The sequence below is a fragment of the Arthrobacter sp. Cza30 genome (assembly GCF_059090765.1).
Map to the genome: position 1 here is coordinate 170,661 of NZ_JBNHGA010000009.1, position 14,677 is coordinate 185,337.

General features: G+C 71.6%; 18 protein-coding genes, 1 tRNA gene and 1 riboswitch. Of the genes, 10 read left to right on the plus strand and 9 right to left on the minus strand.

Annotated features, from left to right (window positions below; all coding sequences use genetic code 11):
- Nucleotides 1-48: 48 nt before the first annotated feature.
- Nucleotides 49-873 (minus strand): LmeA family phospholipid-binding protein, encoded by an 825-nt coding sequence (locus AC5RVZ_RS27335; protein ID WP_494068759.1) that lies wholly within the window; start codon nucleotides 871-873, stop codon nucleotides 49-51.
- 5 nt (nucleotides 874-878) lie between these two features.
- Complete coding sequence (locus tag AC5RVZ_RS27340; protein WP_494068760.1) at nucleotides 879-2,546, minus strand: arginine--tRNA ligase; 1,668 nt, start codon at nucleotides 2,544-2,546, stop codon at nucleotides 879-881.
- Nucleotides 2,547-2,653: 107 nt separating this feature from the next.
- Between AC5RVZ_RS27340 and AC5RVZ_RS27345 the strand changes: the two genes are divergently transcribed.
- The 6 genes from AC5RVZ_RS27345 (at nucleotide 2,654) to AC5RVZ_RS27370 (ending at nucleotide 5,490) form a co-directional block, all read left to right on the plus strand.
- Nucleotides 2,654-3,466: an SGNH/GDSL hydrolase family protein gene (locus AC5RVZ_RS27345; protein ID WP_494068761.1), complete on the plus strand. Its 813-nt coding sequence runs from the start codon at nucleotides 2,654-2,656 to the stop codon at nucleotides 3,464-3,466.
- Between the two features lie 39 nt (nucleotides 3,467-3,505).
- Nucleotides 3,506-3,578, plus strand: a tRNA-Arg gene (locus AC5RVZ_RS27350).
- Between the two features lie 194 nt (nucleotides 3,579-3,772).
- Complete coding sequence (locus tag AC5RVZ_RS27355; protein WP_494068762.1) at nucleotides 3,773-3,895, plus strand: hypothetical protein; 123 nt, start codon at nucleotides 3,773-3,775, stop codon at nucleotides 3,893-3,895.
- Between the two features lie 4 nt (nucleotides 3,896-3,899).
- Complete coding sequence (locus tag AC5RVZ_RS27360; RefSeq protein WP_494068763.1) at nucleotides 3,900-4,574, plus strand: DUF6766 family protein; 675 nt, start codon at nucleotides 3,900-3,902, stop codon at nucleotides 4,572-4,574.
- Nucleotides 4,575-4,592: 18 nt separating this feature from the next.
- Entirely contained in the window at nucleotides 4,593-4,934 is a 342-nt protein-coding gene (locus AC5RVZ_RS27365; RefSeq protein WP_494068764.1) for a DUF7882 family protein, read from the plus strand.
- Nucleotides 4,935-5,019: 85 nt separating this feature from the next.
- Complete coding sequence (locus tag AC5RVZ_RS27370; protein ID WP_494068765.1) at nucleotides 5,020-5,490, plus strand: CinA family protein; 471 nt, start codon at nucleotides 5,020-5,022, stop codon at nucleotides 5,488-5,490.
- A gap of 25 nt (nucleotides 5,491-5,515) precedes the next feature.
- On the opposite strand, the gene AC5RVZ_RS27375 is transcribed toward AC5RVZ_RS27370, so the two are convergent.
- The 4 genes from AC5RVZ_RS27375 to AC5RVZ_RS27390 all read right to left on the minus strand — a co-directional run bounded on the left by AC5RVZ_RS27375 (nucleotide 5,516) and on the right by AC5RVZ_RS27390 (nucleotide 8,484).
- A complete protein-coding gene (locus AC5RVZ_RS27375) occupies nucleotides 5,516-5,836 on the minus strand; it encodes a DMT family transporter (protein WP_494068766.1) in 321 nt (106 codons plus the stop codon).
- A 10-nt stretch (nucleotides 5,837-5,846) separates the two neighbouring features.
- Nucleotides 5,847-5,910, minus strand: a riboswitch (guanidine-III (ykkC-III) riboswitch).
- 47 nt (nucleotides 5,911-5,957) lie between these two features.
- A complete protein-coding gene (locus AC5RVZ_RS27380) occupies nucleotides 5,958-6,836 on the minus strand; it encodes a CPBP family intramembrane glutamic endopeptidase (RefSeq protein ID WP_494068767.1) in 879 nt (292 codons plus the stop codon).
- A 16-nt stretch (nucleotides 6,837-6,852) separates the two neighbouring features.
- Nucleotides 6,853-7,518 carry a tRNA (guanosine(46)-N7)-methyltransferase TrmB gene (trmB, locus tag AC5RVZ_RS27385; protein ID WP_494068891.1) on the minus strand — a complete coding sequence of 222 codons (666 nt, stop codon included), beginning with the start codon at nucleotides 7,516-7,518 and terminating at the stop codon, nucleotides 6,853-6,855.
- 132 nt (nucleotides 7,519-7,650) lie between these two features.
- Nucleotides 7,651-8,484 (minus strand): DUF3097 family protein, encoded by an 834-nt coding sequence (locus tag AC5RVZ_RS27390; protein WP_494068768.1) that lies wholly within the window; start codon nucleotides 8,482-8,484, stop codon nucleotides 7,651-7,653.
- Between the two features lie 154 nt (nucleotides 8,485-8,638).
- Here AC5RVZ_RS27390 and AC5RVZ_RS27395 point away from each other — a divergent pair, with 154 nt between their 5' ends.
- The 4 genes from AC5RVZ_RS27395 to AC5RVZ_RS27410 all read left to right on the plus strand — a co-directional run bounded on the left by AC5RVZ_RS27395 (nucleotide 8,639) and on the right by AC5RVZ_RS27410 (nucleotide 12,823).
- Nucleotides 8,639-10,648: a TPM domain-containing protein gene (locus tag AC5RVZ_RS27395; protein ID WP_494068769.1), complete on the plus strand. Its 2,010-nt coding sequence runs from the start codon at nucleotides 8,639-8,641 to the stop codon at nucleotides 10,646-10,648.
- Between the two features lie 79 nt (nucleotides 10,649-10,727).
- Nucleotides 10,728-11,465 (plus strand): PspA/IM30 family protein, encoded by a 738-nt coding sequence (locus AC5RVZ_RS27400; protein ID WP_494068770.1) that lies wholly within the window; start codon nucleotides 10,728-10,730, stop codon nucleotides 11,463-11,465.
- A gap of 87 nt (nucleotides 11,466-11,552) precedes the next feature.
- The gene (locus AC5RVZ_RS27405) at nucleotides 11,553-12,368 is read left to right on the plus strand and encodes an arginase family protein (RefSeq protein ID WP_494068771.1); all 816 of its coding nucleotides are present in this window, start codon (nucleotides 11,553-11,555) and stop codon (nucleotides 12,366-12,368) included.
- Entirely contained in the window at nucleotides 12,365-12,823 is a 459-nt protein-coding gene (locus AC5RVZ_RS27410; protein WP_494068772.1) for a Fe-S oxidoreductase, read from the plus strand. The genes AC5RVZ_RS27405 and AC5RVZ_RS27410 overlap by 4 nt, the downstream gene beginning before the upstream one ends.
- Here the strand turns inward: AC5RVZ_RS27410 and AC5RVZ_RS27415 are convergent, their stop codons facing one another.
- The 3 genes from AC5RVZ_RS27415 to AC5RVZ_RS27425 all read right to left on the minus strand — a co-directional run bounded on the left by AC5RVZ_RS27415 (nucleotide 12,824) and on the right by AC5RVZ_RS27425 (nucleotide 14,621).
- A complete protein-coding gene (locus tag AC5RVZ_RS27415) occupies nucleotides 12,824-13,297 on the minus strand; it encodes an SIP domain-containing protein (RefSeq protein WP_494068773.1) in 474 nt (157 codons plus the stop codon).
- A gap of 65 nt (nucleotides 13,298-13,362) precedes the next feature.
- Nucleotides 13,363-14,118 carry a tyrosine-protein phosphatase gene (locus AC5RVZ_RS27420; protein WP_494068774.1) on the minus strand — a complete coding sequence of 252 codons (756 nt, stop codon included), beginning with the start codon at nucleotides 14,116-14,118 and terminating at the stop codon, nucleotides 13,363-13,365.
- The gene (locus tag AC5RVZ_RS27425; RefSeq protein ID WP_494068775.1) at nucleotides 14,112-14,621 is read right to left on the minus strand and encodes a carboxymuconolactone decarboxylase family protein; all 510 of its coding nucleotides are present in this window, start codon (nucleotides 14,619-14,621) and stop codon (nucleotides 14,112-14,114) included. Before AC5RVZ_RS27425 ends, AC5RVZ_RS27420 begins: the two co-directional genes overlap by 7 nt.
- Between the last annotated feature and the right edge of the window lie 56 nt (nucleotides 14,622-14,677).

The window sequence follows — 14,677 nt, forward strand, 5'->3', positions numbered from 1 at the left end:
GGGCACCTGGCATCGGGGTCCCGTGTCGTATGACGCGAAGGCGCCGGGCTACTCGCACGCCCCGTTCGCCCGCAGGGCCGGGTCGGACAGGATGGCGCCCTGCACGTCGAACGAGGCGACCAGCTCATCGCCGCCCTCGGTGTCGACGACCTCGACGCCGGTGAGGGTGATGCCCGCCGGGATGTACTGCGCGATGCAGACGGTCCAGTCCCGCAGGACGACCTCGGCGACGACGCCGAACTGGTCGCGCAGCGCGTCGGCGGTCACGTCCGCTCCCGACACCTGCAGCGACGCCGGCGTGAGGACGACGTCGCCGTCCGCGACGCCCGGGCTGAGGGCGACCCCGACCGGGACGGTCATCCCGAACACCTGGAGGTCGGTCGCCATCGTGACCTCCGGCGCCGCGAGATCCACGCTCCCCGCGGGGAACCCCTCGACGTTCGCCAGCAGCGCGCGCACCTCGTCTGCGCCCAGCTCGAGGGTGGCGACAGCCCCGCCCAGATCGCCGTCGGCCCGCAGCGGCACGCCGTGCGCGACGACCGTGACGTCGGCGGACAGCTCGTTGACGCGCACGTCGTCGGACGTCACCGTCATCTCGTCGAAGCGGCCGCCGATCAGCTGCGGGATGATGGCGCCGGGGATGTCCACGTCGATGCGCTGGTCGGCCGGCAGCGCCAGCTGCGACTTCACCTGGTCCCGCACGACGCCGACGACGATCTGCCTCGCCAGCGCGTCGGCGGCGAACCAGGCTCCGACGGCGATGACCGCGACGATCGCGAACGCCACGAGCCAGGGCCGCAGTCGCCGTCGGCGCCGGTCCGCCTGCTTCTCGTGGGCGAACAGCGAGGCCGCCGGCGTCCGGTCCCCCGACATGGCGGCTACATCCGCTCCGGTGCGCCCACGCCCAGCAGCGTCAGCCCGTTGCGCAGCACCTGCCCGGTGGCGTCGTTCAGCCACAGACGCGTCCGGTGCACGGGCTGGACCGGCTCGTCGCCCAGCGGGATGACACGGCAGTTGTCGTACCAGCGGTGGTAGAGACCGGCCAGCTCCTCCAGATACCGGGCCACCCGGTGGGGCTCGCGCAGCTCGGCGGCGAAGGCCACGATCCGCGGGAACTCCTGCAGGGCGCCCAGCAGCGCCGACTCCGTCTCGTGGGTGAGCAGCTCCGGCGCGAATTCGGACCGATCCACGCCCGACGCCCCGGCGTTGCGCGCGACGTTGTGCGTGCGGGCGTGGGCGTACTGCACGTAGAAGACGGGATTGTCGTTGGTGCGCTTGCGCAGGATCTCGGGGTCGAGGGTCAGCGGCGAGTCGGCGGGGTAGCGTGCCAGCGAGTAACGCAGCGCATCCGTGCCGAGCCACTCCCGCAGGTCGTCCAGCTCGATGATGTTGCCGGCGCGCTTGCTCAGACGCGCGCCGTTGATGGACACGAGCTGGCCGATGAGCACCTCGATGTCCTTGTCCGGATCGTCCCCGGCGGCGCCGGCGAGCGCCTTGAGCCGATGCACGTAGCCGTGATGATCGGCGCCGAGCAGGTAGATCTTGTGCGCGAAGCCCCGGTCTCCCTTGTTCAGGTAGTACGCGGCATCCGCGGCGAAGTAGGTGTACTCGCCGTTGGAGCGGCGGATCACCCTGTCCTTGTCGTCGCCGAAATCGGTGGTGCGCACCCACACCGCGCCGTCCTGGTCGAACACGTGGCCCTGCTCGCGGAGCCGGTCGACCGCCTCGTCGACGAGGCTGGGGCCGCCGTCCTCGGGCTTGGCGTGCAGGGTGCGCTCCGAGAACCAGACATCGAAGTGCACGTTGAACTTCTCGAGAGAGGCCTGCAGCTCGCCGAGCTGGAACTCGTACGCGAGGTCGCGCGCCATGGCGATCTGGTCCTCGTCGCTGAGCTCGAGCAGGTCCGGACGAGCGGCGAGCACGCGGCGTGCGAGCTCTTCGATGTAGGCGCCCGCGTATCCGTCCTCGGGCGTGGGCTCACCCTTGGCGGCGGCGAGCACGGAGCGTCCGAATCGCTCCATCTGCGCACCGGCGTCGTTGATGTAGAACTCCCGCACGAGCGTCGCGCCGCTGGCCAGCAGCAGCCGCGCGATCGAGTCGCCCAGCGCCGCCCACCGTGTGTGGCCGATGTGCAGCGGACCGGTGGGGTTCGCACTGACGAACTCCAGGTTGATGGTGTTGCCCCGCTGCGAGTCGTTGGTGCCGAACGCGGCGCCGGCGTCGACGATCGTCTTCGCCAGCGCGCCCGCCGCGGCGGCATCCAGGCGGATGTTGATGAAGCCCGGCCCCGCGACCTCCACGTCCGCGATGCCCTCCACCTGCGCGAGACCCTCGGCGATCTCGGCGGCGAACTCCCGCGGGTTGACGCCGACGGCCTTCGCGAGCTTCAGCGCGGCGTTGGACGCCCAGTCGCCGTGCTCCCGGTTCTTCGGACGCTCGAGCGGCAGGTCACCCGCCGTCAGGCCGTCGGCTGCGCCCGGACGTCGGGCCTCGGCGAGCGGGGCGACGACGGCGAGCAGAGCGGCGGAGAGAGCGTCGGGATTCATAGCCGGACCAGTCTAGTTGGGCGGCCACGGTCCCGAATCGGCCCGCGAGCGACCTCGCTGTCCACCGGCGGACGGGCGCACGCCGATTCATGACTTACCCTCTATCCATGCACGCGCCCGGCCGCTTCCGCGCACGGCGGCTGTGGCTTCCCCTGCTGGGCGCCGCGCTCGCCGTGGTGGCGCTGTGCGCCGTCGCGCTGGCCAGGCCGTGGGCCGCCCCGCCCGTGGCCCCCGCCGTCGCCGCCGACCAGGCATCCGTCGCCGTCGCTCCCGCCCCGCTGACCCTGCCCGATCGGCCGCGCGTGCTCGTCTTCGGCGATTCGTGGGTCTATGGCTCGGCCGCCATCGAACCGACCCTCGGTTTCGCGTACCGGCTCGCCGACGAACTCGGCTGGCAGACGACCGTGGACGGCGTGCGCGGCAGCGGTTACCTCAAGCCCGGCATCGACGGCCCTGCGTACGGCGAGCGCATCGCCGCGCTGGATCGGGCGATCGACCCCGACCTCATCATCGTCGAGGGCTCCATCAACGACCGCAGGCTGCACCCCACCGGGTACCGGGAGGCCGTCAACGCCGCGTGGGATGCCCTCGCCGCGCGCTTCCCCGGCGCGACGGTGGTGATCCTCGGCCCTGCGCCGCAGGTGCTGCCGGTCGAGAAGGCGACGCGAGCCATCGACGCGGACCTGCGGGAGCTCGCAGCGTCGCGCGGATGGTGGTACATCTCCCCCATCGCGGAGGAGTGGATCACCCCGGACAACTACCTCGACGTCATCGACACCGGCGAGATCGGACGCGATCACCCGTCCACGGAAGGGCACGCGTACCTCGCGCAGCGCGTGGCGGAGGCCATCGAGGCGATGACGGAGCAGACGGAGGTCGTCGCCGACGCCCCGCAGGACCCGCAGGCGATCGCGCCCTGACAGGGCCTCCCATCCCGGGGTGGTAGTCTCGATCGGCACGCCTCCGTAGCTCAGGGGATAGAGCGTTGGTTTCCGGTACCAAAGGTCGCAGGTTCGATTCCTGTCGGGGGCGCAAACGGGATGAGTCGGCCTAGCGGTCGACTCATCCCCTCTCTTCATCCGGGCTTCCTCCTCGTCCCCGATCTCCATCCGGTGCGCGCGCCTTTCCCCGACGGCGACGCCGTTGTCAACCCGTTCACCATTCCCGGCCCTGGCGCGAGGATGAGAGCACGGCGCACGCCGCCGTGCTCGCGAGAGGAGAACGTGGTGGACTTCACGCCTGAGGAGGCCGGAGAACGGCCCGGCGAGGCTGCTGTCTTCTGGTCCTGGATCGCCCTGCTGGGCATCGGTCTGGCGTACATGATCGCCGTCCCGCTGATGGGGCGGTGAGCGCATGCGGACCATCCGCGACAACGCGCTCAGCCTGCTGTTCCTGGGCCTGTTCGCCCTCACCCTGATCGCGCAGTCGGTGGCCGGCTGGATGGAGGACAACGAGAAGCTCCAGCAGCACGGCATGCCGCCGGAGAGCTACCTCGGGTTCGTCACCTCCTCGGAGTTCGTCGTCGACGTTGCCGAGAACTGGCAGTCGGAGTTCCTTCAGTTTCTCGTGTTCATCGCCGCGACGATCTGGCTCGTGCAGCGGGGCTCCCCCGAGTCGAAGAAGCCCGGCGACGAGGGTCCCGACAGCGACGAGGAGCAGCTGGTCGGCGAGCACGCCCGCGACGATTCGCCGGAGTGGGCGAAGGCACGAGGCATCCGCCAGGTGCTCTTCTCCAACTCGCTGCTGATCGTGATGGGCGCGGTGTTCCTGCTGTCGTGGCTCGCGCAGTCCCTGGCGGGCACCGTCGTGATGAACTCCGAGAACGCCGAGCACGGCCAGCCGCCGGTCACCTGGCTGGAGTACCTGACGCTGCCGGACTTCTGGAGCCGGACGTTCCAGAACTGGCAGTCCGAGTTCCTCGCCGTCGGGGCGATGATCGCGCTGTCGATCTTCCTTCGACAGCGCGGCTCCAGCGAGTCCAAGCCCGTCGGCGCTCCGCACCACGAGACCGCCGGCTCCAGCGAGTGAGCAAGCCAGAGGTGGACGATGGGGAAACTGATCTACGAGGGCACCGTCAAGGTGGACTTCGACGACCGGACGCTGGCGCACCTGCAGCTGGTCATCGGCACGAAGCTGCGACGCGGCGAGCCGTTCCACTTCACGTGGAAGGACGACGCCAGCATCGGCGACGGACGGACGACCGTGTGGATCCATCCACGGTGCTCGCTCGTGTACAAGTTCTACGGCAGCCGGACGCCGCGGCTCAATCCCGCCTGGATCGACGCTCTGGCCTACACCGCCAATTCTCCCGCCGGCCTGTACCTGGTCCCCGAACCCGCCCAGCCCGCTCACGCGGAGATGGTCGACGAACGCGACATCGTCTCGTGACGGCCGGGACGAGAGGGGCGTGCGACAGCGGCGTGCGACGGGACCGGCTCCGGAACGCCGGCAGGCACAGCGACGGAGACGGGCGATGACCGATGCGGTGGAACGGGTGGCCGAGGCCGCCCGAGGGAACGGGGTGCGGGTGGCGCTCGCGGAGTCTCTGACCAGCGGCCTGCTCGCCAGCACCGTCGGCAAGGGCGCACGCGCCGAGGAGTGGTTCGCCGGCGGCGTCGTGGCGTATCAGACGCGCACCAAGGAGGCGGTGCTCGGCACGACACCCGGGCTCGACCCCGTCTCCGGCGAATGCGCTGAGCAGCTCGCCATGGGCGTCCTGGCCCTCATGGATGCCGACATCGCGGTCTCGACGACCGGCGTCGGTGGCCCCGACGACGAGGACGGCCACCCCGCGGGGACGGTCTTCGTCGGCTGGGCCACGCGCTCGGGCGCCGGGCACCGCGAACTGGCGCTCAGCGGCGGACCCGAGGACGTCCTCGCCGCGACGATCGATACGGCTGTCGCCGTCCTGGAATCGCTGCTCCAACGCGTGACCGCGGCGTAGCCGGCCGCCCACGCGGCTGCGCCCGCTATTCGGCGCTGACGGCTTTGAGCCCGATCACACACCCGACGAGCCCGAGGATCAGGAGCAGCCGGACGATCGAGAACGGCTCTTCGCCGGTGATCATCGCATACGCGACGGTGAGCGCGGCCCCGATGCCGACCCACACCGCGTAGGCGGTGCCGGTCGAGATGTCCCGCATGGCCCACGCCAGGCCGCCCATGCTCGCCGCGAGGGCGACGCCGAAGACCACGCTCGGCCACAGCTTGGTGAAGCCTTCCGACTTGCCCAGCGCGCTCGCCCAGACCGCCTCGAGCACGCCGGAGAGGATGAGGATGACCCACGACACGACTGTTCCTCCTGGCCAGTCTTGTCGCTCACCGGGTACTGAACCCTCGTCCGGGATCCGGTCGGGATCCGCGCGCCAGCCTAACCGGTCGGACTGGGCACCTCCTGGGCAGGCGGTCGCCTCACACCAGGAACAGGCCGTCGAGCACGCCGGGGTTGTGGGCGTGGACGAGGACGAGGAACACGACGGCGTCGAACAGCAGATGCACCGTCACCACGTACGCCAGCGACCGCGTCCTCTTGAAGATGAAGCCCTGCAGCAGCGCGAACGGGATGGTGAGGAACGGCCCCCACGCCTGGTACCCCAGCTCCCACAGGAAGGAGACGAACACGATCGACTGCAACAGGTTCGCCTGCCAGTCGGGGAAGTGACGACGCAGCAGGGCGAAGCACGTGCAGATGAAGAACAGCTCGTCCCAGATGCCGACGGCGCCGACGCCGACGAACAGCCGCGCGATGAGGTCCGGGGTCTCCACGACCGGCCAGTTCTGATACACGCCGGAGGTGATGAAGTAGAACGGCAGGATCAGCCACCCCAGCAGCAGGACGACGACCAGCCACACCCATTGGAACGTCGACCAGCGCCCGCCGCCGCGCCAGGGGAACCGGATGGCGTGATCGCGGTACAGCCATCGCGAGATCGCATACGGCACCGCCACGGCGCCTCCCAGCGCGAGGGCGAACCGCAGCATCGCGAGGTTGTCGAGCTCGGCCTTGAGCGGGATGGCGCTCACGATGAGCAGGCCCACCGCGATGAGCGACAGGTCGCGCACGAGCGACGGCGCTCTCGCGCCCTCGGGCGCGAGAGCTCGCGCCGAGACATCCGTGCGCTCCGTCGCGAACGCGAGGGCGACACCGGCCGCCAGCAGCGCCCACCCCAGCCACGGGATCCGCACGACGAAGAACGCCGGGGCCGCGAGGCAGACCAGCAGCGCCGGCGCGAGACCCCAGGACCACGTCGGCCGGGTGGTCGTCGGAGCGAGAGCAGGGTGGGCAGGCATCAGCGCGGTCCGGCTCTCACGCCCGGCCGAGCCGGTGATAGGACAGGTCGCGGATCTCGCGCCCGTGGCGCGTGCCCTTGCGCTCGAAGGCCGTCAGCACGCGTCCATCGAAGCGCGGCGCCCACTCCCCGTCGAATGCGGGCGCGAAGTCGAGCGCCGCTTCCATGACCTCGCGCATCTGCACCGCGTACTCCTCCCAGTCCGTCGCCAGCCGCAGCGTCCCGCCGTCGCGCAGGGCGCGGGCGGCGATGCCAGCGAACCCGGACGTGACCAGGCGCCGCTTGGTGTGCTTCTTCTTGTGCCACGGGTCGGGGAAGAACACCCACAGCTCGTCGACGGATGCCTCGGGCAGCAGGTGCTGCAGAACCTCGGGCGCGTTCGCCTCGACCAGGCGCAGGTTGCGAGCCCCCGCCCGGTCGGCGTCGAGCATGGTGCGGGCGAGCCCCGCCTTGAAGACCTCGATCGCGAGGAAGTTCTTCTCGGGGTGCGAGGCCGCCGCGTGCACGATCGCGTGCCCCTGACCGGAGCCGATCTCGACGACGAGCGGCGCGCTGCGCCCCCACACCGCGGCGGGCTCGATCGCGGTTCCGGGCAGGACGCTGGTCGCCGCGGCGTCGCGGACGACGTCGACGACGTATTGCGGGGCGAGCTCGGCCCATGCCCGCTCCTGCGCCTCCGACATCCGGCCGCTGCGGCGCACGAACGACACCGGCCGGTCGCGGAAGGTGCGGGTCTGGGAGGTCTCGCTCACCCGTCCAGGCTACCGACGCGGGCGCGCATCGCGGGCTGCCGGTGCCTCATGCGCCGCCGGTGCTCACGCGGTGACGAAGTCGATGAGCTCCTCGACGCGGCCGAGGAACGCCGGCTCGAGGTCGCGGTAACTCGACACCGACCCGAGGATGCGCTGCCAGGCGCGGGCGAGATCGGCCTGATCGCGAGCCGGCCAGCCCAGCGCCCGGCACACCCCGACCTTGAAGTCGATCCCGCGGGGCACCTCCGGCCACCGCTGGATCCCCATCGCCCGCGGCGTGACGCACTGCCACACGTCGATCCACGGATGCCCCACGATGAGCACGTGCGCGCCGTGCGGACCGCGTGCGATCGCGTCCGCGACGCGGGATTCCTTCGAGCCGGGCACGAGATGGTCCACGAGCACGCCGTATCGGCGCGACGCCGACGGCGGCTCCTCGACGAGCGCCGCCTCGAGCAGATCCACACCCTGCAGGTACTCCACGACGACGCCCTCGGCACGCAGGTCGTCGCCCCACACCTTCTCGACGAGCTCGGCGTCATGGCGTCCCTCGACGAGGATGCGGCTGGCACGGGCGGTGCGGGCACGGGCCTCGGGCGCCGCGAACGAGCCCGACGCCGTGCGCTTCGGCCCGGACGCCGGTGCGGCCGTCGGCGGCACGAGCACGACATCGACCCCATCGAGGAGGAAGCCGGCGCCCAGTGGGAACAGCCGTCTCCGCCCTCGGCGATCCTCGAGCTCCACCATGCCGCCCGACACAGCGACGACAGCGCCGCAGTAGCCGTCGTCCGCCACCTCCACGACGAGGTCACGGGATGCCTCGACCCGGGCCAGCTCTCGGCGTCCATGGCCTTTCCATGCCGACGCCAGCACATCGGCGCCGTAGCGATCGTCCATCCTCGTCCTCCGGATCCGAAACCCTACCCGCACGGCGTCAGCGGACCCGGCAGCGACCCGCACCTCCCATACCACTGGCAGGCGCGCTACCACCGCGCGCGCGGGCCTGCATAGACTCGCCTGAGGGGCGGATCCCGCGTCTGGAGGGGAATCGATGCGAGCGCGATGGGCCGCGGTGCTCACGACCGGTGCGGCGCTGCTGCTCGCGGGCGTCGCCGCCGCTCCGGCATCGGCCACTCCCCCGGTGCAGCTGGGATCGGGATACGTGCTCGACGACGTCGACGTGCTCTCAGCCGGCGAGGAGGCCCAGGCGCAGGAGCGTCTGGAGCAGCTGAAGACCGAGACCGGGATCGACCTGTGGGTCGTCTACGTCGACGACTTCACCGATCCGTCGGGCGCCGAACAGTGGGCCACACGGGTCGCGAACGACAACGGCCTCGGGCCGAGCCAGTATCTTCTGGCCGTGGCCACCGAGGGTCGTCAGTACTACATCTCGGGTGATTCCGAGGGGCCGGTCACGTTCGACCAGCTGGCGGCGATCGAGCAGCAGCGGGTGCAGCCGGCTCTCCGTCAGGAGGACTGGCTCGGTGCGGTCGACGCGGCCGCCGCCGGGTTCGTCGATGCCGAGCAGGGCGGGACCGGAGGCGCCGACGACGGACGGAACGGCGGCGGCCTTCTCACCGGCATCCTCGTCGTGGCCGCCATCGCGGCCGCGATCGCGCTCGTCGTGGTGCTGGTGCGGCGTCGCAGGAAGACGCCGAGCGCGACGAGCGCCCCCGCGGCCGCGCAGGTGCCTCTCGAACAGCTCGAGCGGCGCGCGGCGTCGCTGCTGGTCGAGACCGACGACGCGCTGAAGACCAGTGCGCAGGAGCTCGGGTTCGCCAAAGCCCAGTTCGGCGATGCCGCGACGGTGGAGTTCGAGGCGGCGCTCGCCACGGCGCGGGCGAGTCTCGACGAGGCGTTCACACTGCAGCAGCAGCTCGACGACGCCACGCCCGACTCGGACGCCGACAGGCGCGCGTGGAACGAGCGCATCATCGCCCTGTGCGAGTCGGCCAACGGTCTTCTCGACGAGAAGGCCGCGGCGTTCGACGAGCTGCGCAAGCTCGAGCAGGACGCGCCCGCGGCGCTCGCTCGCGTGCGGGCCGCTCGCGAGAAGGCCGCAGACGCGCTCGGAAGCGCCGAGAGCGAGTTGCGGCGGCTGCAGTCGGCGTACGCACCGGAAACGCTCGCGACCATCGCCGACAACCCCGAGCAGGCCCGGCAGAGGCTCGCCTTCGCCGCGGAGCAGCTCGCCGCGGCCGAGCGGGCGATCGCTTCGGGAAGCGGCGGCGAAGCGGCGGTCGGCATCCGCGCGGCGGAGGAGGCGGTCGGTCAGGCGGCGCTGCTCGAAGACGCCATCGGCAAGCTCGCCGCCGACCTCGCCCAGGCCGAGACCAGCGCCGTCGCACTCGTGGCGGAGCTCGAGAGCGACATCGCCGGGGCATCCGCTCTCGCCGACCCCGACGGCCGCATCGCGGGCGCCGTCGCGGCCACCCGGCAGCAGCTCGATGCGGCCAGGGCGCACCTCGCCGGCACGCACAGGCGGCCGCTCATCGCACTGCAGAGCCTCGAGGCGGCGAACCGGCAGATCGACGCCCTGGTCCAGGGCGTGCGGGATGCCCACGCCCAGGAGAAGCGCGCGCGACAGGTCGTCGGCCAGCTGATCCTGCAGGCGCAGGCCCAGGTCTCGGCGGCCGAGGACTACATCACCGCGCGCCGGGGGGCCATCGGCGCCGAGGCGCGCACACGGCTGGCGGAGGCGGGCGCCGCGCTGGCGCGCGCCCAGGCCCTTCAGTCCAGTGACCCGCGGCAGGCCATGCAGCACGCCCAGCGGGCCGACCACCTCGCCGCCCAGTCGATCCAGCTCGCGCAGGACGACGTCGGCGCCTTCGACGGCGGCGGCGGGATGTTCGGCGGGCAGAGCTCCGGCGGCGGCGGCATGCTGGGGGCCGTGCTCGGCGGCATCGTGCTCAACTCGATGCTCAGCGGCGGCGGCCGATCCTCGGGCGGATTCGGCGGCATGCTCGGCGGCGGCTCCGCCGGGCGGTCGTCGGGCGGGTTCCGCCCCGGCAGCTTCGGCGGCGGCGGGACCCGCGCCCGCCGGGGAGGTGGTCGTTTCTGACCCGCCCCCGACGACCACGCGGTGCCGCCGCATCCCGAACCAGAACCTGAGAACTCAGTCCGACAAGGAAGGAAATCCGATGGCGAAGCAGTCCATCTTCGGGCGCATCTCGACGCTCCTGAAGGCCAACATCAACGCACTCCTCGACCAGGCCGAGGATCCGCAGAAGATGCTCGACCAGCTCGTGCGCGACTACACCAACAGCATCGCCGACGCCGAGTCGGCCATCGCCGAGACGATCGGCAACCTGCGGCTGCTCGAGCGCGACCACCAGGAGGACATCCAGGCGGCCGCCGAGTGGGGCAACAAGGCGCTCGCGGCCAGCCGCAAGGCGGACGAGCTGCGCCAGGCCGGCAACACCGCCGACGCCGACAAGTTCGACAACCTCGCCAAGATCGCGCTGCAGCGCCAGATCACCGAGGAGAACGAGGCCAAGGCGATCGCGCCCACGATCGCGGCGCAGACCGAGGTCGTCGACAAGCTCAAGGACGGCCTCAACGGCATGAAGCAGAAGCTGGAGCAGCTGAAGTCCAAGCGGACCGAGCTGCTCTCGCGCGCCAAGGTCGCCGAGGCGCAGACCAAGGTGCACGACGCCGTCCGCTCGATCGACGTCCTGGACCCCACCAGCGAGCTGGGCCGGTTCGAGGACAAGGTCCGCCGCCAGGAAGCGCTCGCCGCCGGCAAGCAGGAGCTGGCCGCGTCGTCGCTCGACGCGCAGTTCAACCAGCTGGAGGACGTCGGAGAGCTGACCGAGGTCGAGGCGCGCCTGGCCGCTCTCAAGGCCGGCGGCACGCCGCAGGCCGCGATCGGCAGCTGACGCCACAGCCCGTGCGAGGGCGCCGTGCTCCTGTGAGCGCGGCGCCCTCTCGCGTTGACGGGGAACGGCGTGGGGGATGATGAGGGGATGAGCCGATTCGTCATCGTCCCCCAATGGCAGGGCTCCGGATCCTCCCGCGCGATGCGGCTCGTGGACGGAGCGCTCGCCGTCGCGGGCGATCTGCCGCGCGCGTCCTGCTCGATCGTCGACGTGCCCATGGAGGCGGGCGAATCGCTGGGAACCGCGGTGCGGCGACTCAGCTCGCTCCTGCGCATCCGCGATCAGGTCGCGCAGGAGCTGGCCACCGGAGACGGCCCTGCCATCGTGGTCGGCGGCGACTGCGGCGTGGCGCTGACGTCGCTGGCGGCGGTCGTGGACGCCGACACCGCCGTCCTCTGGCTCGACGCGCACGCCGACCTGCAGTCCCCGGAGACGTCGCGGACGGGAGCCTTCCACGGCATGGTGCTGCGTGCGATCCTCGGCGACGGTCTCCCCCAGCTGCGGCTCGAGCCCGGCACGATGACCCCGGACCGGGTGGTGCTCGCCGGCACGCGCGAACTCGACCCGCCCGAGCAGGAGTTCATCGCCGCGACCGGGATGACGGTGCTCTCACCGGACGCGCTCAGCGACCCGGCAGGCGTGGTCGCGGCGCTGGAGGCCACCGGAGCGCACCAGGTGTACATCCACGTCGATCTCGACGTCCTCGACCCGGGGCACATGGGCGGGCTGTCGCATCCCGTGCCGTTCGGAGCCTCTCCGGCCGACGTGGTGGCCACCGTGCGTGCGGTGCGCGACCGGATGCCGATGGTGGGGGCGTCGCTGACGGAGTTCTCACCGTCCTCGCCCGATGCCGCCGTGGACGACCTCGGCGCCATCCTGCGCGTGATCGGAGCGCTCGCGTGAGCCCGGCCGCCTCCCTCCCCGCGCAGTGGCGCAAAGACGCCGAACGCGCCGTCGCCCGCGGTCGCCGCCTCGAGGCGCTCATCCCGGCGTTCCTCCTCGACTCGCCCGTCAGCCGGATCGGCTACTGGTACGGCTGCGCGGTGGGCTGGGCGTGGGGCACGCTGTGGAGCACCGGGCGGATCGAGCGACGAGAGGGGCTCTGGATCTTCCGCGGCCTGCCGTCCTGGGCTTTCCCGCGCGGCGGGGTGTGCGTCGGCGGATGCTTCCTCACCGGCGACGGACGCGTAGGCGCCGCGCTGCTGCGCCACGAGGCGGTGCACAAGCGTCAGTGGCAGCGGTACGGATTCCTCATGCCGGTGCTGTACGCGCTCGCCGGCCGGAACCCGCTGCGGAACCGGTTCGAGATCGAGGCCGGGCTCGAGGACGGCAACTACGTGCCGCGCCGCGCCCGCTGATCAGCGGGCGGTCGCGAGTCCGTATTCGGCCGGCGTGTGGATCGCGGTGGGCGGCACGCCCAGGACGATCAGATGGTCGACGATGTCGGCCGTGCCGAGGAAGCCGCCGAGAAGGCGGACGGTCGTGTGATCGTCCTCGGCGCACAGCATCTCGTCGGCCCACGCGGTGACCGCACGCGCGAGCGCCTCGCCCGACGCGCAGCCGCGCCCGGTGCCGGGAGCGCCGGAGCGCTGCGACCGATCGAGCCAGGTGACGACCATGCGGCTCGGCGCGGAGATCGCGCCCTGCCACGAGGCATCCGGGATCTCGATGAACACCCGACCCGTCGAGCAGAGCGGCAGCGTCGCCAGCACGGCCTCCAGCTCGCCGAGCGAGGACTCGTCGGCGGTGATCAGGTGCTGCACGCGCGTGTGCCGCGATGCGCGGCAGGCGCTCGCGCTGTGCTCGACCTGGGACTGGGTGGTGTGTGCCATGACGACACCACTATACCGCGGAGATAGGGTTGCCTAACCTCAGTCGGGTCTCGGGATGCCGCGCGTCACGCGGGACGCAGCAGCACGCGCCGGAGCTCGGCGAGCTCATCGTCCCCCAGTCCGTGGGCGCGGAGATAGTCCGCCGCCGACCCGTAGCGGGTGCGCACGTCGTCCAGGAGCGCGCGCATCACCGGCGCGGGCGAGCGCGTGGCGAGGTCTTCCAGATGCACCGCTTCGGGGTGCATGGTGCGCAGCAGCTCCACGATCCGCCTGTTGCGCTCGGCAGGCAGCAGCCCCTCGGTGCGGGCGTAGTCGGCCACCACCGCCTCCGGCTCGACCCCCGCTGCCGCCAGCGTGAGCGCGACGGTGACACCGGTGCGGTCCTTCCCGACCGTGCAGTGCACGAGGACCGGCTGGTCGGCGAGGATGCCACGCACGACGTCCACGACGCCGGCTGAGGAGTCGTCCACCAGATGCCGGTACATCTCGTCCAGGCTGATGTCGTCGCTGAAGAACGACGCGACCGATCCGAGGAAGAGCGGCACGCGCTGCACGACCACATCGACGCCCTCGATGCGGCTCGGCTCGAGTGCGATCTCCTCGTCCGCGCGCAGGTCGATGATGCGGCGCAGCCGCAGATCGGCCAGGGCGCGCGTTCCCTCGCTGTCGAGGCGCGCGAGATTGCCCGACCGATAGAGCACGCCGTGACGGGTCACGGCGTCGCCGGCGCGGAGCCCGCCGACATCGCGGAGGTTCATCGCCCCCGAGACGAAGGGGTCGGGCGCGCCGGGCACGCCCGGGACCGCGGCGTCGGTCACCATACGGTGCCCGTGGCGGCGTCCCGGTCCTCCCCCGCGAGGTCCTCACGCGACGGAACGCTGTAGCGCCCGGCGATGGCCACGCGATTGAAGGCGTTGATCGACACCAGGATCCAGCTGAGCGCGACGTACTCCGGCTCGGTGAGCACGCCACCCACGCTCTCGTACACCTCGTCGGGGATGCCGCCCTCGTGGATGAAGGCGAACGCCTCCGCCAGCTCCAGCCCGGCCCGCTCCCGCTCGGAGAACACTCCGGAGTCCCGCCACACTGCGATCTGCGCGATCTCATCGACCGAGACCCCGGCCTTGACGGCCCGCTCGACGTGGACGCGTACGCAGTAGGCGCAGCCGTTCAGCTGCGACGTGTGGATCTGGACGATCTCCTTGAGCCGTTCGTCGATGCCCGCGTCGCCGGCGAGACCGCCCACCGTCTTGGAGAACGCGGCGAGCGCCTGATACGCGGGAGGCGCTGATCGGGACAGATGCACGCGGCGTTCTTGCGTCATTCCGCCAGCCTACCGACGCCGCATCCGTGCGGCGCAGCGGCGGCCGCCTTGCCCGC